Consider the following 22406-nt stretch of genomic DNA (forward strand, 5'->3'; position numbering starts at 1 on the left):
TGACAATAGCTCACCCTTGGGGCGGCAAATTTGCCTAGCTTGGTTTTATAATGAAGACCACTATTTTACCATAGTGGCACTGCCCTAATTCCTCAAATCACCGTTCAAAACTATGTCAAAACCTTTGTTGATCGCTAAAAATTCTGAATTCGACCTGAATTTACTTTCCGATTGGTCTAACCGGCACGGCTGCATTACCGGTGCTACCGGTACGGGGAAAACGGTTACCCTGCAAACCATGGCTCAGGCTTTTTCCGATATTGGTGTGCCTGTTTTCATGGCTGACGTGAAAGGAGATTTGTCTGGAATGGCAAAAGCCGGCAGCGCCACTACCAAGATGCAGCAACGTTTGCAGGCCATGCAATTGCCAGCGCCTGCATGGGCAGCTTGCCCGGTGACATTCTGGGATGTGTTCGGCAAACAAGGGCACCCTGTTCGTGCCACGGTGTCAGACCTGGGGCCCTTGCTGCTGGGCCGCATGCTCAATTTGAATGAGACACAGGCCGGTGTATTGCAACTGGCCTTCAAGATTGCCGATGATAATGGCCTGCTTTTGCTCGATACCAAAGATTTGCGCGCCATGCTGCAATATCTGGGTGAAAATGCGTCAGAATTCCAGACGGAATACGGCAATATTTCTGCCGCCAGCATAGGGGCGATACAGCGATCGCTGCTGACCATTTCAGAGCAGGGAGGCGAGCAGTTCTTTGGCGAACCCATGCTGAACCTGGATGACATGATGCAGACTGACGGTAATGGCAAAGGCTATGTCAATATTCTGGCAGCCGATCAGTTATTGCAATCGCCGCGCCTGTATTCCACCTTCCTGTTATGGATGCTGTCCGAGTTATATGAGCATTTGCCTGAAGTGGGCGATGTTGATCAGCCAAAGATGGTATTTTTCTTTGATGAAGCGCATTTACTGTTTGATGAAGCGCCAAAGGTGCTGTTGCAAAAAATCGAGCAGGTCGTGCGTCTGATACGTTCCAAAGGCGTGGGCGTGTATTTTGTCACGCAAAATCCACTGGATATACCAGACACGGTGTTGGGGCAACTGGGTAACCGCGTCCAGCATGCCTTGCGTGCCTATACCCCACGTGACCAGAAAGCTGTTCAGGCAGCGGCAGAAACTTTCCGCCCCAATCCTGCCCTGGACACAGCCCAGGTGATTGCCGAACTGGGCGTGGGTGAAGCCCTGATTTCATTTCTGGATGAAAAAGGCAGACCAGAAATCGTGCAACGGGCACTGATTGTGCCACCTGCCTCGCAAATTGGTGCCATCTCGCTGGAAGAGCGTCAGCAAATCATCAGCAATTCGATTGTCGCAGGTGTCTATGAAAAAACCATCGATCGTGAATCTGCCTATGAAAAAATCAAGGGACGGGTAAATGGGCGTGGTGCCAGTGCGCCAACTGCGCAGCCAGCAGGTAACAGTGAGTCTGCCAAGCCAGACGCCAATGGCTGGGGTCATATGCCACAGGCACCAGCGTCATCTGCGCCGCCTGCTACTACATCACAACAGGCTCAGCCAAATGCCAGTGCCGGTAATGCCGGGAGTGGTGGTGTGACAGACACGCTGAAAAGCATGTTTGGTAATTTGCTTGGTGGCAGCAGCGGTGGTTTGCGCCGACGTGACAATGTTGTCGAAACCATGGTGAAATCGGCAGTCAGGACGATGGGTTCGCAAGTTGGCCGTGAAATCATGCGCGGCGTGTTGGGATCTATCCTGAAGAAGTGAATCGAGTTTTGTGTCGACTGGCAGAGTCTGGTACTCTGCCATGTCAATTTATGGCCAGCGATTCATTGTGAATGCAGCTTGTTTAAGTGATTTCGCCTTGATCAATCGTGATTGCTGCTATTGAGCAGGCGTTTGAAAATGCTGTTCAGATCAGATCCATTGTGTTTCAGTTCAACAGGTTTTTTCTGCACAGGCTGCGCGTCGTTCTGTATGCGTTTTGGGCGAAGTACAGGTTGATCTGCATATTGTAATCTTGGTGTGTACATTTTGTTTCTCCATGCCGGTTATCCATGAAACCAGTGTAATGAAAAAAACTTGAATAAATGGTTACACAAAGTCAAATTCAGTGGGTAAAAAGCTTGCTTCTTGTAAAACATTGTGAGTTCTTTGCCTGACAGAAATGAAACTATCCAGTCTTCTGCTTTTAAATGTAAAAATAGTCCCTGTAAGCTTGCGCCAGGCATGTGCAGCTTCAGCGTAAAACTCTTTAAAATCAATTCATGCAATCCAATAGCTCAGATCTCCATGCAAGGCAGCAATACCTCACCGGCCTCGCCATTGCCCTGGTTGGTGCGATACTTTTCTCAACCAAGGCCATCGTTGCCAAGCTGATTTATCGCTATAACGTAGACGCTGTCACGCTGATTTGCTTTCGCATGGCATTCTCGCTGCCTATTTTTGCGGCGATTGCCATCTGGCAGATGCACAAAGCCGGCAGCCTGACCACGGCAGACCGCTGGCGTATGGTGGCGCTGGGTTTGGTTGGGTATTATTTATCTTCCTTCCTCGATTTTCTCGGCCTGCAATATATTACGGCTGGCCTGGAAAGGCTGATCCTGTTTTTGACGCCATCCTTTGTTTTGCTGATTTCAGCTTTCTTTTTGAAGCGCAAGGTCAGCCTGCTGGAGTGGATGGCGCTTGCTGTCTCTTATCTGGGCATCGTGCTGGTATTTTTTCACGACCTCAAGTTCGGCGGCAATAATGTGCTGTTGGGGTCGGCATTGGTACTGGGAGCCGCCATCTCTTATGCGCTGTATTTGATACAGTCTGGTCAACTGGTGCAAAGACTGGGTTCTTTGCGGCTGGTTTCGTATGCAATGTGTGTATCGAGTGCAGCTTGCATCAGCCAGTTCTTTATTTTGCGTCCGGCAAGCATGTTGGTCCAACCGCTTGCTGTATATTCACTGTCAGTAGTGAATGCCATATTTTGTACTGTACTGCCGGTGTTTATGACCATGATCGCGGTGAAGAAGATAGGCGCAGCCACTGCATCGCAGGCAGGTATGATAGGACCGGTATCTACCCTGTTTCTGGGGGCGTATTTTTTAGGCGAACCGATTACCAGTTGGCAAATGGCAGGCACCGTGCTGGTGATGGGTGGAATGTATTTGCTGTCCACCAAGAAGGCCTGATGCTGGATATGGGTAAAAATTTCTGGAGATGAGAATGGTTAAAGCGATCCGAATGCGTGAGGCTGGTGGCCCCGAGGTCATGGAATATATTGATGTCGACCTTGGCGAACCGGGGGCTGGTGAAGTGCTGGTGCGTCACAAGGCTTGTGGCCTGAATTTTATTGACGTGTATTTTCGCACCGGGCTTTACCCTCAGCCCTTGCCCGGCGGTCTGGGTATGGAAGCTGCGGGTATTGTTGAAGCTGTTGGGCCAGGAGTCACGCATGTGCAGGCCGGAGACAGGGTTGCTTATGCAGGACGTCCGACCGGCGCCTATGCCGAGGCACGCATCATGCCTGCGGATAACCTGGTGCGTTTGCCGGAAGGCATAGACTTTGAGACCGCGGCAGCGATGATGCTGCAAGGTTTGACTGTGGAATATTTGTTCAATCGCACCTTTGCCTTGCAGGGAGGTGAAACTATTCTGCTTCATGCCGCAGCGGGTGGTGTAGGCCTGATTGCCTGTCAGTGGGCGAGGGCGATTGGTGTCACCGTGATCGGTACCGTTGGATCGGATGAGAAGGGTGAGTTGGCAAAAGCACACGGTTGCACTCATGTGATCAATTACAATACAGAAAATTTTGTTCAGCGTGTCCGTGAAATTACGGATGGAAAAGGTGTACCTGTAGTTTATGATTCCATAGGCAAGGACACCTTTATTGGCTCCCTTGATTGTTTGTCTCCCCTTGGCATGATGGTCAGTTTTGGCAATGCATCTGGTCCCGTACCCCCGTTTAGCCTGGGCGAACTGGCTTCCCGCGGGTCACTATTCATTACCCGCCCTAGCCTGATGAGCTATACGGCAAAACGTGACGACCTGGAACAGATGGCAGCACACCTGTTTTCCATGGTGCAGGGTGGCAAAGTTAAAATAGACATACACCAACGCTACGCCTTAAGCGATGTTGCACAAGCACATCGTGATCTGGAAGCGCGAAAAACAACAGGCTCTAGTATATTGATTCCTTGATGCAAGATAATATGACGAAAATAATACCACCTACGGAAACACCTGCAAAAAACCAGAATGAGGGACCCAAGTTTGGTCGCTTGTTGATTGTCCTGTTTTTTGCCGTGTTCCTGATTGTTATCATTACTATTGCCTCCGAGGCTTACTATACCAATTGAAGAAGCAGGCGGATCAGAGACTGATGCTTTTAAATGTCTGTAAGGAAGCCTTGCCCAGGTACGACAAATGCAAGTGAAGTCACTGGTACTCCATGGTATTCAGGGATAGCGTGGCCAAGCGTCAAGAAAACGGTTTTGTAGTGAAATTGAGCTGAGTTTTATCAATCATTTGAAAAAATAAAAAAAAGCAATGGATACCATCCCACTGAATACCGCTAAAACCAGCGAATTTTCGAGCTCAAGTCGTTTGCTGATTTTGCAAAGCCTGGTACCTATCGCGACAAACTTGGTGTCCTCTCAGCTGGAGGCGTTTGCTGTCCGTCTGACCGAAGCCTTGTTCAAATTATCTGACCAGACTGTCCGGCCTGAAGAAGTGGCCATCAGTTTCCAGGCCTATCAGCAGTTGAAACGCAATGGCACAACTTTTTATCGCCTGGTTGCCGGGCAAATTAACGCGGCATTGGCGAAGGAAGTCAGTGTCGTGAATACTCGCAAACGTGCCAGGGTAGATGAGGGCAAGCAGGATTTTTCACTGGTCAGCTTCGAAGAGATGGAAAGCAAGGTACTCAGCCGTAATCTGAGTCAATCGCTGGAAGTCAACAATGCAGAACAACTGGTTGCCCTGAATGTGCGCATCGGCCATGTCTTGCGCCGCACGCCTATCAGCGTTTCGCAAAATCCGTTCAGGCCAGAATTGTTTGTCAAAGCCGTGCATCAGGCCTGGATGGAGCTGGAGCCAAATCCAGAAACACACCATCTTATCTTGCGTTTATTGCAACCTGAACTATTTTTACAGTTAGGTGCCATTTATCGTGAGTTGAATCAGGCTCTCGTTGAACGTGGAATTCTCCCCGATCTTAATGATGGTTATCGCAATAAACCTAAAAAAAATATGCTTTCCCGTTCTGAAGACATCAGCGATCGCGACCCTTATTTAGAAAATAAGCTCAGGAATATTTTTTCCGGCAATTCTGCACCTGCATCGTTCAGTAACACGGTTGGTGGTGGGATGGGCGGTGGCGGTTCTGGCACCGGGGGCACTGGCGGTGGCGGAGCCTCTATGGGCAATATGCCATTTAATGGCGGAAACTCTTCCGGGGGGGACGGCGCTGCGGCATTTGGTAACGGCGGTGGCGGCTCAGGTATGGGGGGCGGTAGTGGCGGGGGTGGTTATGGCGGGGAAAATAATGCGCCAGATATGGTCACTATAGACCGTCAGTTTTTTGATTACCTGACCAGTGTCCAAAGAAATGTCAGCAGTCATCCCATGCCTATGGATACTGCCCATCTGCGGCAATTGTCCCAGCAGCCAACTGCCGAAGGCCTGACTCATATAGACCAAAGCACGATAGAGTTGCTGGCGCGGATTTTTGATTATGTCTTCAACGATGCCAGCATCCCTTCCGATATCAAGAATCTCATCGGGCAATTGCAGATCCCAACGCTGAAAGTGGCTCTGCTGGATAAAGACTTTTTCTTCAAGGAAAATCATCCGGCGCGTGTCTTGATCGACACTTTGGCCAAATCCAGCGTTTTACTCAATAGCGACACCTCTGCTGACGACCCTTTGTATCAGATGATAGAGGGCATCGTTGAGCGGGTGCAGCAAGACTTCGACCAGCAAATTGAGCTTTTCTCAGATGTGGTGGCTGATCTCGAAGCTTTCCTGAAAGAAGAAGAGCAGCAGACTGAGGTGGCCATCAGCGAGCCTGTCGCTGTTGCCCTTAAACAGGAAAAAATGCGCCTGGCGCGTGAATTTGCTGAAAATGATGTGGCGATCCGGGTCGAAACCGGTGAAGTAGCAGGTTTTCTGGAAGTTTTCCTGAAAGAGCAGTGGATACGGATTTTGACGATTTCCCATAACGTCAAGGAAGAAAAGCCGAATGCGCTAGAAAATGCCCTGCGCACCATGGATGATCTGATCTGGAGCCTGAAGCCCAAGAACAGCGCGGAAGAGCGTAAAGAACTGGTCAGCAAACTGCCAGCCATGCTGTCTTTGTTGAATGCATGGCTGAATGCGATTAAATGGGATGAACCTGACCGCGTCCTGTTTTTCTCCAAACTCGCTGAACGGCATGCTGCGATTGCCAGGGCCCCGTTGGAATTTTCACCACGCCGCCAACTGGAAATTGCCGTCAATATCGCCCAGCGCGCCAGTGAAAGACGCCTGAACCGGCATGTGCAAGACCAGATTGATCAACCTGTGGATGAATGGGCGCGCGTCATAGAAACCATGGAGCGTGGCATCTGGGTTGACTTTACCCGTCCCAATGGGGTGACTACGCGCTTTAAATTAGCCTGGGTCAGCCCCAAGCGTACACGCTATATCTTCACCAATCGTCAGGGGCATGACGCTTTCTCGGTTTCCAGCGAAGAACTGATTACCCAGTTCCGTACCGGTAATGCGATACAGATCGTTGCAGAATCAGTGGTAGACAGGGCATTGGTTGAAGCGTTGCGTGACCCGCCGACACAGACCTGAATCACTGTTGCTGAGTTTTAAAGCCAGCCATTTAAAAATCCATCATCCGCCGTGCATGGCAAGACATTTGCTGGCAGATGATGGATTTTATTGCTTCCTATGATGACTATTTACCGATTTTCAGCTCTACTTTCGTCGTCGTCCCATTGTTGCCTGGAAATTCTTTTAAGGCACTATCCATCAGATAAGGCATGTAATCGACCAGTTCTGATCCCGGTTGATCTGAACTGACCTTGATATCGGCCAGCTTTTTGCCAGAGTTGATGTCAGCAATGCTGATGGACAATTGATGCAGGTAATTGCTTTGTATGCTGACATCCAGCATGCCCCTTGGATAGTAGCCCCAACCAGGATAATAAGGATAAATCACGCGGCTACGATAAACGCCGCGACTGAAATGCAGATTCCAGAACGGATCGTAGATAGCAGGGCGCCAGAGCGGTGAATATTGAATCTCCCGCAAGGTGGTGGCATATTGCATGCCAATTTTCAAAGAAGGCGTTGCGCCAGCAGTAATTTCATGAAAACCCAGATTGAGCAGGCGAGGGCGTAATAACTCCTCATAATGCTTGTGCTCCAGATTATTCTCCTGACCTGGTGTCCGTTCAAAAATATAGGATTTATCCTGATTGCCGCCTGGCCATTCATGAAAAACACTGACCTGGCTGCTAAATGTCGTCGCGCATCCGCTTAGCAAGAGGCTGCAGGCGACCGCAAACAGCGTAATAATTTTTCTCATTTTTTTGCTCCTGAAAATATCCCAGCTACATTATTAATCATAAGCATGATCTCGCAAATTTCTTGTGGTTTATGTAACGGGTTGTAACGATATTGTTAGTGCTGGTAAGTGTGTAAGTCGGTAAGTGTGGGTGTCTTTCTATTTTGATGCTGGATTTAAAAATTCTCATGCGTAGGGACGAGGGGTTTGAGAACCTATCGACCCCTGATTCAGCCAAGCGCGAAGCTTAATCAGTACTGATCAGCACTCATCAGCATTGATCAATATTAATCAGCAGTTTCTTATCGATGACGGCATCGATTTTTTACTTATTTTGGGCGATAAAGGAAAAAAATCACCATCCATGCCAAATTTTCTCTGTTAAAGCATGGGAATTGTGAGCGGTTTTACACCAGTACAGTGACAGCTTGGTAAAATGGCGGTCTTCGCAGGGTCCAAAAGACTTTGTCATTCCCATTTTTTTCGCGAGATATTCCATCCATGCGTAACGATACTGCAAGCAAAGCTCAGGCACCCCAGGCTATTTTCCGTAAAGATTATGTTGCCCCTGGTTTTTGGGTTGATACCGTAGAGATGGGTTTCGACCTTGATCTGCAAGCCACCCATGTTGCCACCCGTATGACCATGCGCCGCAACCACGACAGCAGCGAGAAAGACCTGGTGCTGTTTGGCGCATCGCTGAAACTGCTGCAATTGCGCATGAATGGCGTGAACCTGAAGAAATCAGCCTACAAGATAGAAGGCGAAACCCTGCGTATCGCCAATGCGCCAGATGAAGTGACGCTGGAGATCGAGACGCTGGTCAATCCTGTAAAGAATACTTCGTTGTCAGGCCTGTATGCGTCCAACGGTAATTTCATTACCCAGTGTGAAGCAGAAGGCTTCCGTAAAATTACCTGGTTCCCTGATCGCCCTGATGTCATGGCGAAATACACCGTCATGCTGCGTGGTGACAAGAAAAAATTTCCTGTCCTGCTGAGCAACGGTAACCTGATTGCCGAAGGTGATCTGGGGGATGGCCGCCATTTCGCCAAATGGGAAGACCCGTTCAAAAAACCTTCTTACCTGTTCGCTCTGGTAGCTGGCAAGCTGGTTTGCCAGGAAGAAAAATACAAGTTGAAATCCGGCCGTAAAGCCCTGTTGCAGGTATGGGTCGAAGACGGCAACCTCGACAAAACCCAGCATGCGATGGATTCCCTGAAGAACAGCATACGCTGGGACGAAGAGCGTTTTGGCCTGGAACTCGACCTTGACCGCTTCATGATTGTCGCTACGGGTGACTTCAATATGGGGGCGATGGAAAACAAGGGCTTGAATATTTTTAATACCAAGTTCGTGCTGGCCAACCCAAGCATTGCCACTGACGTAGATTATGCAGGTATAGAATCCGTCGTTGGTCACGAATACTTCCATAACTGGACAGGTAACCGCGTTACTTGCCGTGACTGGTTCCAGTTGTCGCTGAAAGAAGGCCTGACTGTTTTCCGTGACCAGGAATTTTCTGCTGACCTGGTTGGCACCGCTACGGGCCGTGCCGTTAAACGCATAGAAGATGTGCGCCTGTTGCGCCAGGTGCAGTTCTCTGAAGATGCCGGCCCGATGGCTCATCCTGTGCGTCCCGATTCTTTCGTCGAAATCAATAATTTCTACACAGTCACGATTTACGAAAAAGGTTCGGAAGTCGTGCGCATGTATTACACCCTGCTGGGGCATGATGGCTTCCGTAAGGGCATGGATTTGTATTTCGAGCGCCATGATGGCCAGGCAGTTGAATGTGATGACTTCCGTGCTGCGATGGCAGATTCCAGCGGCCGTGACCTGACACAGTTCGAACGCTGGTATAGCCAGGCTGGTACTCCCCGCGTCAAAGTCGAAACCACCTATGATGAACAGGCACAGACCTATGACATCACACTGAGTCAATCTTGCCCCGTGACGCCAGGTCAGGCAAAAAAACTGCCTTTCCATATCCCGGTTGCGATGGGTTTGCTGGGCGCTGATGGCAAAGATATCGGCCTCAATTGTGCTGGTTATGAAGCGCAGGCAGGTGCTACAAATCTCGTGCTGGAATTGACTGAAGAAAGCCAGACTTTCCGCTTTACCGGCGTGACAAGCAAGCCGGTTCCATCCCTGCTGCGCAATTTTTCTGCTCCTGTTGTGCTGGAAATTGATTACAGCGATGAAGAACTGGGCTTGTTATTGGCAAATGACGCAGATCCTTTCAACCGCTGGGAAGCCGGTCAACGCCTGGCAACACGTCGCCTGGTCAAACTGACGATAGCTGTGCAGCAAGGTGAAGCCCTGACGCTCGACAGCGTGTTTATCGAAGCCTTGCGCAGCATATTAAACAATGCAACGCTTGACCCTTCCTTCCGTGAGCTGGTGCTGACCTTGCCGTCTGAAGCAATGATTGCCGAAGAATTCAAGGTAGTTGATCCGCAAGCCATCCATACCGCACGTCAGTTTGTACGTGCGACATTGACGGAACATTTGCGCGCTGATTTGCTGAGTGCCTATGAAGCCAACCTGACGCCAGGCAAATACAGCCCTGATGCGGAATCGATGGCAAAACGTGGACTGAAAAATCTGGCCCTGTCCTACTTGCTGGAATGGTCAGATGATTCCACCTTCGAACTGGCGAAAACCCAGTTTGAAGCGGCTGAAAACATGACTGACCGTTTAGCCGCCCTGAATGCATTGAGCAATTTCAGCGGATCTGAAAAGAACAGGAAAGCAGCTGCCAAGGCACTTAACCAGTTCTATAAAGACTTCAAGAAAGAAGCGCTGGTCATCGATAAATGGTTCATGTTGCAGGCAACGGCACGCACTACCGATGTCGCCAAAGTGCGCGAATTGATGAAACACCCGGCATTTACGCTGACTAACCCCAACCGTGCACGCAGCCTGACTTTTGCTTTCTGCAATGCCAATCCATCACGCTTCCATGCGGCTGACGGCAGCGGTTATGCCTTGTGGGCAGAACTGGTGATTGCCTTGAACAAGATCAACCCGCAAGTGGCAGCCCGCCTGGCGCGCAGCATGGATCGCTGGAAGAAATATCCAAAGAATCTGCAGACACATATGAAAGCGGCTTTGCAAAAAGTGGCTGACACCAAAAAGCTGTCAAAAGATGTGCTGGAAGTAGTCAGCAAGGCACTGGCTTCCTGATCCTCAAGTAAAGAAAGATAAACATGAAACGCGTAAGCCTCACCCAATACCTGGTCGAAGAACAACGGCTGAATAATTCCATACCTGCAGAATTGCGCCTGCTGATAGAAGTCGTTGCCCGCGCCTGTAAAACCATCAGCCATGCTGTTGGTAAAGGCGCTTTGGGTGAAGTGCTGGGTACTGCCGGCAGCGAAAACATCCAGGGCGAGGTGCAAAAGAAACTCGACATCCTGTCGAATGAAATTTTGCTCGAAGCGAATGAATGGGGCGGCCACCTGGCAGCGATGGCATCGGAAGAGATGGAAAGCATACACCCGATACCGAACCGCTATCCGCAGGGTGAATACATGCTCTTGTTTGATCCACTCGATGGTTCCAGCAATATCGACGTCAATGTGTCCATCGGTACCATCTTCTCGGTATTGAAGGCGCCGGATGGCATGGGCAAGCCGACTGAGCAAGACTTTTTGCAGCCTGGGAGCAAGCAAGTCGCCGCTGGCTATGCCGTGTATGGCCCACAAACAGTGCTGGTGCTGACCACAGGCAATGGCGTCAATTGCTTCACCCTTGACCGTGAAATGGGTTCATGGGTACTGACCCAGCGCAATATGCAAATCCCGGTCGATACCAAAGAGTTTGCCATTAACGCTTCCAATACCCGTCACTGGTATCCTCCGGTCACACGCTATGTGGATGAAATGCTGGCAGGCGGCACCGGCCCACGCGGCAAAGAATTCAATATGCGCTGGATCGCCTCCATGGTTGCTGACGTTCACCGTATCCTGAACCGCGGCGGTATCTTCATGTACCCGGCCGACAAGCGTGAGCCAGACAAGGCAGGCAAGCTGCGCCTGATGTACGAAGCCAACCCCATGTCCTTCATCGTTGAGCAGGCCGGCGGCGCATCGACAGACGGCAAGCAACGCATGCTCGACATCCAGCCAGAAAAACTGCATCAGCGTGTCGCGGTGTTCCTGGGGTCAAAAAACGAAGTGGAAAGAGTGACGCAATACCATCAGGAATGATGGAGTCATGATCCTTGAAAACGCGAAGTGTGAGCTTCGCGTTTTTTTATGGTTACTCGTTATTTGACTAAAGACCTCTCAACACAGAGACACGGAGACACAGAGGGGCACAGAGAAAACCAAACTCGTTTTTATAAAGTATTAGGTTTTCTCCTGCCTTTCTCTGTGTCTCGGTGCCTCTGTGGTGAGTTTTTTGGTCTGATATATAAAACGACCTAATTTTCAATAAATTCCATATTTGACATATCGTAGCCTCAAGCGCATGCTGATATAACTTTTTCATTTATCGCCAGCCCGGAGTCAGATATGCCAGTTTACCGTTCCCGTACCACCACCCATGGCCGCAATATGGCCGGTGCCCGCGCGCTGTGGCGCGCGACTGGCATGAAAGATGGCGATTTCGATAAGCCTATCGTTGCTGTCGTCAATTCATTCACCCAGTTTGTGCCTGGCCATGTGCATCTGAAAGACCTGGGCCAGATGGTGGCGCGTGAGATTGAAGCGGCTGGCGGTGTTGCCAAAGAATTTAATACGATAGCCGTGGATGACGGCATCGCCATGGGCCATGGCGGCATGCTGTACTCGTTGCCTTCACGCGAACTGATTGCTGACTCTGTTGAATATATGGTCAATGCCCACTGTGCTGATGCCATGGTGTGTATCTCCAATTGCGACAAAATCACACCTGGCATGCTGATGGCTGCCATGCGTTTGAATATCCCGGTCGTGTTTGTTTCCGGTGGCCCTATGGAGGCAGGCAAGGTGCTGGAGACTTTGCATCCCAAGCAGACTGGCGAACAAAGAATAATGAAGATTGATCTGGTTGATGCCATGATCAAGGCCGGTGACAGTAGTGTGTCAGATGAAGAGATAGGTCGTATAGAACGTTCTGCCTGTCCTACCTGTGGTTCCTGTTCTGGCATGTTTACGGCAAATTCGATGAATTGCCTGACCGAAGCACTGGGTCTGTCCTTGCCAGGCAATGGCACGATACTGGCGACGCATGCTGATCGCAAGGAATTATTTTTACGCGCTGGTCGCCTGGTGGTTGAACTGGCCAAACGTCATTATGAGCAGGATGATTATTCCGTCCTGCCACGCTCTATCGCCAACAAGGCGACCTTTGAAAACGCCATGGCACTCGACGTTTCCATGGGTGGTTCTACCAATACAGTTTTGCATCTGCTGGCTGCCGCGCATGAAGCCGGCGTCGATTTCAAGATGGCAGATATTGACCGCATCTCACGCAAAGTACCTTGTCTGTGCAAAGTCGCGCCGATGACCGATAAATACCATATCGAAGATGTACATCGCGCTGGCGGCATTATCTCTATCCTGGGTGAACTGGCGCGTGCTGGTTTGCTCGATACGACACGTCCGACTGTACATAGTCCGACCATGGCAGATGCGATTGCGCAAAACGATATTGCCGTGACTGACAATGCTGCAATACGTAAACTGTTCAGCGCTGCACCGGGTGGCGTGCCTACCCAGACTGCGTTCTCACAAGACAAACGCTTTGACAGCCTTGATACTGACCGCGAAGCGGGCTGCATACGCAATAAGGCGCACGCCTATTCGCAGGATGGTGGCCTCGCCGTGTTGTATGGCAACCTGGCAGAAAAAGGTTGTATCGTCAAAACCGCGGGTGTCGATGAAAGTATCCTGAAATTCACTGGCAAGGCCCGTGTGTTTGAAAGCCAGGATGCAGCGGTCGAAGCCATTCTTGGCGATACCGTGCATGAAGGCGATGTCGTCATCATTCGTTATGAAGGCCCCAAAGGCGGCCCCGGCATGCAGGAAATGCTGTATCCGACTTCGTATATCAAATCCAAGGGCCTGGGCAAAGCCTGTGCCCTGTTTACGGATGGTCGTTTCTCTGGCGGTTCTTCCGGACTTGTCATCGGTCATGCTTCGCCAGAAGCGGCCGAGGGCGGGGCTATTGGTCTGGTGGAAGAGGGCGACATCATAGAAATCGATATCCCGGCCCGCACGATTAACCTGAAAGTCAGCGATACCGAACTGGCACAGCGCAGGGCGGCGATGGAAGCACGTGGACCGCAAGCCTGGCAGCCAGTAGACCGTGACCGTTATGTCTCGCAAGCCTTGCAGGCTTATGCGGCTCTGGCAACATCGGCTGACCGTGGTGCGGTAAGAGATATTTCGCAATTGAAGCGTTAATGTAACTGATACACGAAATTGCTAACCGATGAAGCGCCCTGTCCAACAGGGCGTTTTTATTTAATTGGCAATTTTACATTTGCATATCTGTGTAATTTTTCTTTGGACAAGCACGTACTTGCTTTCTGGCATCCAGCCCATACATATCCAAGCATAGAGGAAATAATACGATCGTTCACTATAAAGTGTGAAATGCGCAGGTCGTTTATACTTGAGCTTGAGCCAAAATCATTCATGCTTACCGTATTTGTAAAAATGATAATCAGGCATTAATTCAGAATAAGAATCCGCGAGAACTGTATGTTAAGCAATGACCAGCCTGTTGATATCAAGGAACAGGCGCTGGAATATATTACCTCCTGCAATTTACCCACCACCTGGGCGACATTTCGCATGCATGCCTTTGTCGAAGCAGCAACCGGCAAAGAGCATGTTGCATTGACTCTTGGCGATGTCGCGGATGGCCAGCCTGTGCTGGCGCGCATACATTCCGAATGTCTGACTGGCGATGCCCTGTTCAGCCAGCGTTGTGATTGCGGGCCGCAACTTGAACTGGCCATGCAAAAGATTGCCCATGAAGGACGTGGTGCGATTTTATACCTGCGCCAGGAAGGGCGTGGCATAGGGCTGGTCAACAAGGTACGGGCGTATCATTTGCAGGACGAGGGTGCTGATACGGTTGAGGCCAATCAAAAACTGGGCTTTGCTGCCGACCTGCGCAATTACAGCCTGTGTGACCCCATGCTCAGGCACCTTGGCATTACGTCTGTCAAACTGATGACGAATAACCCGCGCAAGATCGCCGCAATGGAAGGCATGAAGATCACTGTGAAAGAACATATTCCCCTGATCATCAAACGCAATCCATTTAATGAACGTTACCTGGCTACCAAGGCGACCAAGCTGGGGCATCTGATACAGCCCGATCTTTAATTGCGGTCAGACCTCGACCTGATCTTGCAGTTTCTCAAATTCTGCGGCGGCTTCACTCAGCACTTCGTCAAGTGAAGCCTGATCCAGCCCCAGGCTTTCCCAGGATTGTCCGGTGATTTCAGGTGGCGCATGGTCTGGCGTAATGCTTACGCCCAGTGCATGGGCGATACCGTCAGCAACGTGGATGATGGTGGCCAGAAAACCCAGGCCGGGTTTTTCTGGATGGTGATGACCGGAGATCGCCTTGATCATCATCTCTGAAAAATTCCACTGTATTGCCAATGCCTCGCCAACCATGGCGTGATCGATTCCCAATACCTGTCTTTCGGTTTCATATTGCGTTGCGTGTAGTTCCTGGCGTTGCGCCAATGCTGCTTCATAGGCTTCAGTATGGCAGGTTGCCAGTACCAGGGCGCCAATATCATGCAGCAGGCCGGCCGTGAAAGCGACATCAACATTGAATTTGAGGCGACGTGCCAGTATGCGGGCAGCAATGGCAACGGCGTTGGAGTGTCGCCAGAAGTCTTTATGATTAAACCCGCGGCAATTATTTTCAGGAAAGCAGCCTGTCAGTGCCGCAGTCATGACAATCTGCCGCACAGTAGTCAAACCCAGCAGGGAAATCGCCTGCTGCACCGTCGTGACCTTGATCATGGTTGAATAATAGGGCGAATTCGCATAGCGCAAAGTCTTGGCCGTCAGCGCCATGTCATGACTGACTTTTTGCGCCAGTTCATGCATATCCAATTCTTCATTGTCGATATTATTCAACAATTCCATCACGATTGCCGGCAAGGTCGGCAAATCTTTCACACTGTCAATGATCTGGGCAACAGAGATGGAATTCATTGATCTGGCTCCTATGAAGACGATTTCTCATAGCTTGCCAGAAAATATAAGGAATGAACTTGTATTTTCTTCATGTGTGTCAATTTGCTACAAAAAAAACAGAAAATACGGGCGATCAGCGCGAGGCCCAGCCTGTCTGGCAATTGAGCTCTACCTGAAGTTTCGCTCATGTATAAAGTGAATGATGAAAATCTGCACTTACCGTTGCACTGTGCTTACCATTTTCATTCTCTACCAAAACACCGCGTTCTCTGACACATTCTAAAACGATAGCCATGCTCCTGATTGATTGAAGAATTTAATCTTTGACAAAAAATAAATTATCAATTAATGTCTTAGTTGATTAGTTAATTGGCTAATTAACTTAATATAATTTTTAATTGAAGTAGGCTCGCAAAGATAGCTTGTCAGCGCTTTTTTTTGCAGCATTGCTGTTAGGCGCAAGTATCCCTCTAAATCCAGAGATGGAATTTTATGAAAACAACGCAATTTCCCGTCGTTGAGCATCGTGTAATGGCGGCCGATGCGCTTAGCGTACAAACAGGCACAGTCGTTTATTCACCGGTAAAGTCAATCTGGATCAGCAGTATGTTTTTCGCCGCGATCGTGGGTGGCTTTCATTATTTTAATTGGGCAGCATTTGTGCTCTTCGTTTCCTCTACGGTCGTGGTTTTACTGTTCGGGCATTCACTCGGTAGCCACAGGAAACTAATCCACAATAGTTTCAGTTGCCCCTTATGGCTGGAATACATTTTGGTTTATTTGGGCGTGCAGGTTGGGTTGGCGGGGCCAATCGGCTTATTGCGGCAACATGAATTACGTGACTATGCACAGCGCCTGCCGGCTTGTCATGATTATCTGCGGCATGGGCGTGGTATCTGGACTGACGCATGGTGGCAATTGCACTGCGACCTGCGCTTGCTCCAACCTCCGGAAATCCGCATAGAGCCACAAATAGCCGATGATAGGTTTTATCGCTTTCTGGAAAAAACCTGGATGCTGCAACAGTTACCAATAGCCTTGTTGTTCTATGGCTGGGGAGGCTGGGCATTTGTGTTCTGGGGCGTCTGCGCACGTGTTACCGCGACTGTCTTTGGCCACTGGTTCATCGGCTATTTTGCGCACAACCATGGGCAACTGCATTATGAAGTCAAAGGTGCTGCGGTGCAGGGCCACAACATACCTTTCGTCTCTTTGCTGACCATGGGTGAATGCTGGCATAACAACCATCATGCCTATCCCGGTTCTGCCAGACTGGGTTTGCAGGCGGGAGAGTGGGATCCAGGCTGGTGGGCCTTGATACTGCTTCAGAAAATGGGCCTGGTATCCAATTTAAAGTTGCCATCTGATCTGCCATTCCGGCCAGAGCTACATATTCATGCCGTCGCCATATCGATGTCTCCCGGCTCAAAAATGAGTCAACAAATTGTGACTGTCAGCGCGGCAGTTCAACCTGGAAATTAATATGAACGAAGATAAGAGCAATGATGAGAGCAATGATCACAACGACGATGCAGCCCATCAGCCCAGCCCTGAAATGCAACTGCAGCAAACTTCCGTGACCAGTGCCGGAGAATTTTCAGCTTCAAGACAGCATAAAAAGACTTTGCCATTTTCAAACTGGTTTCCTCTGGTTGCCGGGGCGCTGATTGGTGTGATCTTGCGCCTGGTTTTTTCAGGCAAACCTGAAGCTGCATATGCCGCGATGGCTGGCACATTTGTCTTGCTGGTGCCGATGGCAGTTGGTGCGACGACGGTCTTTGTTGCCGAGTGCCAGAAGCGCAGGAGCTGGAGTTTCTATATAGCCGCTCCCATTATTGCAAATTTCTTGTTTGTGCTGGGCACCATGGCGATTTTTATTGAGGGGGCGATTTGCGCCATTATCATCATTCCTTTATTCGCCGTGGCTGGTGCAGCAGGCGGTTTGCTGATGGGCTTCATTTGTCGTACGACCAATTGGCCTAAACAGGCCTTGGGAAGTTTTGTATTATTGCCATTATTGCTAGGCGCTGCGCCTGCATCTGAACCTGATTTGCAACGCGTCGCGGTGCTGGAGCGGTCGATAAAAATTCAGGCGACACCTGAACAGATCTGGCATCAGCTTCACCATGCTGACAATATACGCCCAGATGAAGTAGGGCAGGCCTGGATGTACCGCATAGGCGTCCCTTTGCCAGTCGCCGGCATTACCCGCGCAAGTCCGGCGGGTCTGGTACGCAGCATAAAGATGAACAAGTCCATCCATTTTGACCAGGTGTCCAGTGACTGGGCAGAAAATCAATATGTAGTCTGGCGCTATCATTTTTATGCGGATTCTTTTCCACCTGATGCGCTTGATGACCATGTCATGATAGGCGGACGTTATTTTGATATTCTGGATACGACTTATTCGCTGAAGCCTCAAAACGCCCAGATTACCGAGTTGAAAATACAGATGCGCTACCGGGTGAGTACAGAGTTCAACTGGTATGCCGATATGGTCGCCAGCTTATTGATTCATAATTTTGAAGAAGTCATCCTTAATTTTTATCAAAAAAGAGCCATGCATGATGAGCATCTTGTGATGGCACCACACTTGAGTGCTGAAATGAAGTCGCAATGACCTGCGTTCAGCGTCATCGGCAATAGTAATTTCCTGGCCCCGGGTGATTGGGGTCGCGTGATATATAGAAGCGATCAGTATGCCGGATCGATATACTTCTGATGTCCTGGTAAAAATCGTCCAGGCAATGCCATCTATGGTGATTGCCCTTGTCTTGCCATCTGCTCCCTTGGATCCGCGCAGGGGAATGTCAGGCATCCACAAACCCAAAGCTTCAGTTTATCGCCGCTGATAACCACCGTTTCTGCGTGGCCGCATTTTTCCTGCTCAGTTTCCTTGCTGGTTTCTGTATTGTTATTTAATGCGAGAACAGTAAGTGTCACGACGGTTCCGGTAAAGACGGGGTTGACTACCAGCGTAGTGATGAACAACGTCATTAAGAAATTTTCACGCATTATTGTTCATGAGTTGATTTTTTTCAGACGATCTACCGACGTCATGATGCCGGCAAACGTGTCGATCATGAGGGCTGGCGGCTTATGTAAATCGTAGATAAACAACAATTCATTAATTGCAAATGATAATGAGAATGATTTGCAATTAACGTTACGTATAAGTACAATGCGCCCAGGATTTTTATCACTTACGGTCTGCCAGCAGTAGCAAATAGAAGCAAATTGCTGTGTGAGCGGTTCTTTTCAAAGGCTATTCATGATTCAGCGCATTTCATCATCTTCACCACACATATCTCATCTGATCCGGCAAAGTCTTCCTCGCCCAACGCCTATGGTGCTGGCTTTATCCTTGGTTTTCATTGCACCTGCCATGGCATTCGCCGATGATGCACCAGGGACTAAAACAGCCAAGGGGGAATTGCCTGAAGTGGTCGTGACTGGTGTTGCAGGTAATGAACCCAGTACAGAAAAAACCGGTTCTTATACAACCAGGAAAAGTAATTCAGCTACTAAACTTGATTTGTCCCTGCGGGAAACCCCACAATCTGTTTCAGTAGTCACGCGTGCCAGGATGGATGATTTCAAGCAGGTCAATATCAATGATGTGCTGGCCAATACCACCGGCGTGTCAGTGGAAAAGGTGGAAACGGACCGCACTTATTACATGGCACGTGGTTTTGATATTACTAATTTTCAGTATGATGGCGTGGGCATGCCATTCACCTCAGGCAATGTAGCAGGCGATATCGATACAGCGATTTATGACAGGATAGATATCGTACGGGGTGCGAATGGCCTGATGTCTGCAACGGGTAATCCGTCTGCAACCGTTAACTTCGTGCGCAAGCGCCCGACCTACCAGTTCCAGGCATCTGCTGGTTTGACAGTGGGATCCTGGAATACCCGCAGGATTGATGCAGATGTTTCCGGCGCCTTGAATGCTGCCGGGACTGTTGCAGGCAGCATCGTCGTGGCGAAGCAGGCTGGTGATTCTTACCTCGACAGATATTCGCCTGAAAAAACCGTGATCTATGGCGTGATCGAAGCCAATCTCGGTGAATCTACCTTGTTGACCTTGGGCCATTCGCATCAGAAAAGCGATGCCAAAGGTGGTATGTGGGGTGCCTTGCCTTTGTATTATACGGATGGCAGCCCCACCAATTACAGAACATCCACCAGTACTGCTGCCGACTGGTCACACTGGATCACGCAGGATGACCGCAGCTTTATTGAATTAAGCCATCAATTAAACACTGACTGGCAACTCAAGTCTGTGCTCAGCTACAATAAATCAACAGCTGATTCCAAATTGTTTTACGCCTATGGCACTCCCGACCGTAAAACCGGCCTGGGTTTGTATAGCTATCCTTCTCTGTATAACGATACCAATATCCAGACTCTGTTTGACCTGTATGCAACGGGCAAGTTTACGCTGGCAGGGCGGCAGCATGATGTGAGTTTTGGAGTTAACTGGTCTAAATCCAAACTCGATGATATTTCGCATTATGGCGTCGGCATAGGCACGCCTTTGCCTGATATCAGCAACTGGACAGGCAATTATCCGCAGCCCGCATTTAATGCCTTTACTGATGGCAGCGCGTATGAAGATACACGTAAAACCGTATTTGCTGCTTCACGCTTCAACCTCGCTGACCAGGTCAAGCTGATTGCTGGTGTCAACCTGACCAAGGCGGATACCACAGGTACTTCGTACGGTGTCAGCAGCCAGAAATCGGCACGTAATACGACACCTTACCTGGGCGTGGTATATGACCTGGCACCCAACGCCTCCGTGTATGCCAGTCACACAGAAATATTCAATCCGCAAAGTGAGGTCGATGTGAATGGCCGGACACTTGACCCGGTCAAGGGCAAAGGTGATGAATTGGGCGTCAAGACAGAATTGTTTGACCGCAAGCTCAATCTGTCTGCCGCTGTTTTCAAGATACAGCAAAACAATGCAGCAGAGCAGGCTGGTATCAACGGCACCAAAACATATTACAAAGGTATCGATGCGCAATCACAAGGTTTCGAATTTGATGCCAGCGGAGAATTGGCAAAAGGCTGGAATCTGAGCGCAGGCTACACGCAAATCAGCATCAAGGGCAGCAATGACAAGGATGTTAAAACCTATGTGCCAAGAAAGCTGTTCCGCCTGTCGACGACTTATCAATTGCCATTCTTGCCGCAGTTGAAAGTGGGTGGCAGCCTGAACTGGCAGGCAGATACTTTCCGTGATGAAGGCTCGGGCATCATTATCCGTCAAGCCGGTTATGCCACGATGAACTTGCTGGCACGCTACGATGTGACCCAGAATTTCAACATATCGGCCAATCTGAACAATGTCAGTAATCAAAAATACCTGACCAGCCTTTACTGGAGCCAGGCTTATTATGCGGCACCAAGAAACGGCAGCATCGCTATCAACTGGAAATATTGAGAGGCTGAGGGAACCCCATGTTGATGCGTCCTGTCCTGGTTTTGCTACACCGCTGGTTTGGGCTGGCGGTAGCAATATTTCTGTTTATTTCCGGCCTGACGGGCGCTTTTATTTCATGGGACCATGAGCTCGATGCCTTGCTTAACCCGCATCTGTTCCAGGCGAACAGCACCGCGAAAAAATTGTCAGCAACAGACAGTTCAAGACCTTTGTCAGGTCTTGAACTGGCGAACCGTGTCGAGGCACGCGACCCCAGAATCTGGGTCACCTATGTTTTAAATGAGACTGAGCCGGGGCATACCAGCCAAATGTCGGTGGAGGGCAGAATTGATCCGGCTACCGGCAAAGCCTATCCGCTAGGGTTTAACCAGATTGCGGTTGACCCGGTCACGAGTGACGTGCAGGGTAAGCGGCAATGGGGGGAAATATCCCTGAGCCGTGAAAACCTGCTGCCATTTTTATACAAGCTGCATTACACCATGCATATTCCCGATGTATCCGGTGTGGAACTGGGTATCTGGTTCATGGGTATCATCGGTCTGGTATGGGCATTTGATTGCTTTATTGCCTTATGGATTTCCTTCCCCAACTGGCGTAGCTGGCGCAAATCATTTGCTTTTCGATGGGGGCAGGGCGGGCACAAGCTCAATTTTGATTTGCATCGTTCCAGCGGGGTCTGGCTATGGTTGTTCATGCTGTTGCTGGCAATTACCTCGGTATCGATGAATCTCAATGCGCAGGTGGTGCGGCCCGTCGTGTCTCTGTTCTCACCTTTAAGTGCCGATGTTTTCGCCAGCCGCGTACCACAGGCACTGGACAAGCCTTTGGTGCCGGTGATGAGCCGCGAGCATATTGTTGAGCTTGCCAGACGCGAAGCCGGTCAGCGTGGCTGGACTTTGCCAGCAGGCGGAGTGTTCTATTCACCTGCCTTTGGTGTCTATGGCGTAGGTTTTTTTGAGGCTGGTAATGATCACGGTGATGTTGGCCTCGGCAATGCCTGGCTGTATTTTGACGGCAAGGACGGCCGTTCGCTGGGCGGGAAGATTCCAGGCACGGGCAGCGCCGGGGATATTTTCCTGCAGGCGCAGTTCCCTTTGCATTCGGGACGCATCCTGGGGTTAACGGGCCGTATACTTATTTCATTGCTGGGGTTGGTAGTTGCCATGCTCAGCGTTACGGGGCTGATTATCTGGGTCAGGAAACGGCGTGCCCGGTCAGGCTTCAGCCTGGCCCGGTTGACTCCTGCAAAAGCATAGTCTTGAGCCTGATCAAGTC

Annotated in this window: 17 protein-coding genes; 13 read left to right on the plus strand and 4 right to left on the minus strand. The window is 49.9% G+C overall.

All coding sequences use genetic code 11. The features are described from left to right. Positions 1 to 112 precede the first annotated feature (112 nt). Positions 113 to 1738 carry a helicase HerA-like C-terminal domain-containing protein gene (locus tag ACO0LH_RS17900; RefSeq protein ID WP_422942485.1) on the plus strand — a complete coding sequence of 542 codons (1626 nt, stop codon included), beginning with the start codon at positions 113 to 115 and terminating at the stop codon, positions 1736 to 1738. A gap of 101 nt (positions 1739 to 1839) precedes the next feature. Here the strand turns inward: ACO0LH_RS17900 and ACO0LH_RS17905 are convergent, their stop codons facing one another. Next, positions 1840 to 2004: a hypothetical protein gene (locus tag ACO0LH_RS17905; RefSeq protein WP_422942486.1), complete on the minus strand. Its 165-nt coding sequence runs from the start codon at positions 2002 to 2004 to the stop codon at positions 1840 to 1842. Positions 2005 to 2238: 234 nt separating this feature from the next. Here ACO0LH_RS17905 and ACO0LH_RS17910 point away from each other — a divergent pair, with 234 nt between their 5' ends. The 4 genes from ACO0LH_RS17910 (at position 2239) to ACO0LH_RS17925 (ending at position 6799) form a co-directional block, all read left to right on the plus strand. After that, positions 2239 to 3150 (plus strand): DMT family transporter, encoded by a 912-nt coding sequence (locus ACO0LH_RS17910; protein ID WP_422942487.1) that lies wholly within the window; start codon positions 2239 to 2241, stop codon positions 3148 to 3150. A 34-nt stretch (positions 3151 to 3184) separates the two neighbouring features. Further along, entirely contained in the window at positions 3185 to 4159 is a 975-nt protein-coding gene (locus tag ACO0LH_RS17915) for a quinone oxidoreductase family protein (RefSeq protein WP_422942488.1), read from the plus strand. A gap of 11 nt (positions 4160 to 4170) precedes the next feature. After that, the gene (locus ACO0LH_RS17920; protein ID WP_422942489.1) at positions 4171 to 4317 is read left to right on the plus strand and encodes a hypothetical protein; all 147 of its coding nucleotides are present in this window, start codon (positions 4171 to 4173) and stop codon (positions 4315 to 4317) included. Positions 4318 to 4507: 190 nt separating this feature from the next. Then, positions 4508 to 6799, plus strand: coding sequence for a DUF1631 family protein (locus ACO0LH_RS17925; protein WP_422942490.1), 2292 nt, complete (start codon positions 4508 to 4510; stop codon positions 6797 to 6799). Positions 6800 to 6905: 106 nt separating this feature from the next. Here the strand turns inward: ACO0LH_RS17925 and ACO0LH_RS17930 are convergent, their stop codons facing one another. Then, positions 6906 to 7538 carry a DUF4136 domain-containing protein gene (locus ACO0LH_RS17930; protein ID WP_422942491.1) on the minus strand — a complete coding sequence of 211 codons (633 nt, stop codon included), beginning with the start codon at positions 7536 to 7538 and terminating at the stop codon, positions 6906 to 6908. 480 nt (positions 7539 to 8018) lie between these two features. Here ACO0LH_RS17930 and pepN point away from each other — a divergent pair, with 480 nt between their 5' ends. From pepN to ribA, 4 genes are all read left to right on the plus strand, one after another. Then, on the plus strand, positions 8019 to 10706 hold the full coding sequence (gene pepN / locus ACO0LH_RS17935; RefSeq protein ID WP_422942492.1) for an aminopeptidase N: 2688 nt from the start codon (positions 8019 to 8021) through the stop codon (positions 10704 to 10706). A gap of 23 nt (positions 10707 to 10729) precedes the next feature. Next, complete coding sequence (locus ACO0LH_RS17940) at positions 10730 to 11731, plus strand: class 1 fructose-bisphosphatase (RefSeq protein WP_422942493.1); 1002 nt, start codon at positions 10730 to 10732, stop codon at positions 11729 to 11731. A gap of 306 nt (positions 11732 to 12037) precedes the next feature. Then, on the plus strand, positions 12038 to 13912 hold the full coding sequence (ilvD, locus tag ACO0LH_RS17945; protein ID WP_422942494.1) for a dihydroxy-acid dehydratase: 1875 nt from the start codon (positions 12038 to 12040) through the stop codon (positions 13910 to 13912). A 300-nt stretch (positions 13913 to 14212) separates the two neighbouring features. Further along, positions 14213 to 14845 (plus strand): GTP cyclohydrolase II, encoded by a 633-nt coding sequence (gene ribA, locus ACO0LH_RS17950; RefSeq protein WP_422942495.1) that lies wholly within the window; start codon positions 14213 to 14215, stop codon positions 14843 to 14845. 6 nt (positions 14846 to 14851) lie between these two features. On the opposite strand, the gene ACO0LH_RS17955 is transcribed toward ribA, so the two are convergent. Continuing rightward, on the minus strand, positions 14852 to 15694 hold the full coding sequence (locus tag ACO0LH_RS17955; protein WP_422942496.1) for an HDOD domain-containing protein: 843 nt from the start codon (positions 15692 to 15694) through the stop codon (positions 14852 to 14854). 474 nt (positions 15695 to 16168) lie between these two features. Between ACO0LH_RS17955 and ACO0LH_RS17960 the strand changes: the two genes are divergently transcribed. Continuing rightward, positions 16169 to 17158, plus strand: a complete 990-nt coding sequence (locus ACO0LH_RS17960) for an acyl-CoA desaturase (protein ID WP_422942497.1) — start codon at positions 16169 to 16171, stop codon at positions 17156 to 17158. Between the two features lies 1 nt (position 17159). Beyond that, on the plus strand, positions 17160 to 18296 hold the full coding sequence (locus ACO0LH_RS17965) for an SRPBCC domain-containing protein (protein WP_422942498.1): 1137 nt from the start codon (positions 17160 to 17162) through the stop codon (positions 18294 to 18296). A 134-nt stretch (positions 18297 to 18430) separates the two neighbouring features. Here the strand turns inward: ACO0LH_RS17965 and ACO0LH_RS17970 are convergent, their stop codons facing one another. Then, the gene (locus tag ACO0LH_RS17970; protein ID WP_422942499.1) at positions 18431 to 18691 is read right to left on the minus strand and encodes a hypothetical protein; all 261 of its coding nucleotides are present in this window, start codon (positions 18689 to 18691) and stop codon (positions 18431 to 18433) included. A 370-nt stretch (positions 18692 to 19061) separates the two neighbouring features. Between ACO0LH_RS17970 and ACO0LH_RS17975 the strand changes: the two genes are divergently transcribed. Together ACO0LH_RS17975 and ACO0LH_RS17980 are read left to right on the plus strand one after the other, a co-directional pair. Then, entirely contained in the window at positions 19062 to 21131 is a 2070-nt protein-coding gene (locus ACO0LH_RS17975) for a TonB-dependent siderophore receptor (RefSeq protein WP_422942500.1), read from the plus strand. A gap of 23 nt (positions 21132 to 21154) precedes the next feature. After that, positions 21155 to 22387: a PepSY-associated TM helix domain-containing protein gene (locus tag ACO0LH_RS17980; RefSeq protein WP_422942575.1), complete on the plus strand. Its 1233-nt coding sequence runs from the start codon at positions 21155 to 21157 to the stop codon at positions 22385 to 22387. Positions 22388 to 22406 lie beyond the last annotated feature (19 nt).

The organism is Undibacterium sp. TJN19 (assembly GCF_049339485.1).
In the GTDB taxonomy this organism is placed as follows: Bacteria; Pseudomonadota; Gammaproteobacteria; order Burkholderiales; family Burkholderiaceae_D; genus Undibacterium.

Coding starts and splice junctions, on each gene's coding strand:
- ACO0LH_RS17930 (WP_422942491.1), bottom strand. CDS start 7,538: ATGAGAAAAATTATTACGCTGTTTGCGGTCGCCTGCAGCCTCTTGCTA.
- ACO0LH_RS17965 (WP_422942498.1), top strand. CDS start 17,160: ATGAACGAAGATAAGAGCAATGATGAGAGCAATGATCACAACGACGAT.
- ACO0LH_RS17910 (WP_422942487.1), top strand. CDS start 2,239: ATGCAATCCAATAGCTCAGATCTCCATGCAAGGCAGCAATACCTCACC.
- ACO0LH_RS17980 (WP_422942575.1), top strand. CDS start 21,155: ATGCGTCCTGTCCTGGTTTTGCTACACCGCTGGTTTGGGCTGGCGGTA.
- ACO0LH_RS17915 (WP_422942488.1), top strand. CDS start 3,185: ATGGTTAAAGCGATCCGAATGCGTGAGGCTGGTGGCCCCGAGGTCATG.
- ACO0LH_RS17925 (WP_422942490.1), top strand. CDS start 4,508: ATGGATACCATCCCACTGAATACCGCTAAAACCAGCGAATTTTCGAGC.
- ACO0LH_RS17975 (WP_422942500.1), top strand. CDS start 19,062: ATGGCATTCGCCGATGATGCACCAGGGACTAAAACAGCCAAGGGGGAA.
- ACO0LH_RS17940 (WP_422942493.1), top strand. CDS start 10,730: ATGAAACGCGTAAGCCTCACCCAATACCTGGTCGAAGAACAACGGCTG.
- ribA (WP_422942495.1), top strand. CDS start 14,213: ATGTTAAGCAATGACCAGCCTGTTGATATCAAGGAACAGGCGCTGGAA.
- pepN (WP_422942492.1), top strand. CDS start 8,019: ATGCGTAACGATACTGCAAGCAAAGCTCAGGCACCCCAGGCTATTTTC.
- ACO0LH_RS17955 (WP_422942496.1), bottom strand. CDS start 15,694: ATGAATTCCATCTCTGTTGCCCAGATCATTGACAGTGTGAAAGATTTG.
- ACO0LH_RS17960 (WP_422942497.1), top strand. CDS start 16,169: ATGAAAACAACGCAATTTCCCGTCGTTGAGCATCGTGTAATGGCGGCC.
- ACO0LH_RS17905 (WP_422942486.1), bottom strand. CDS start 2,004: ATGTACACACCAAGATTACAATATGCAGATCAACCTGTACTTCGCCCA.
- ilvD (WP_422942494.1), top strand. CDS start 12,038: ATGCCAGTTTACCGTTCCCGTACCACCACCCATGGCCGCAATATGGCC.
- ACO0LH_RS17900 (WP_422942485.1), top strand. CDS start 113: ATGTCAAAACCTTTGTTGATCGCTAAAAATTCTGAATTCGACCTGAAT.
- ACO0LH_RS17920 (WP_422942489.1), top strand. CDS start 4,171: ATGACGAAAATAATACCACCTACGGAAACACCTGCAAAAAACCAGAAT.
- ACO0LH_RS17970 (WP_422942499.1), bottom strand. CDS start 18,691: ATGCGTGAAAATTTCTTAATGACGTTGTTCATCACTACGCTGGTAGTC.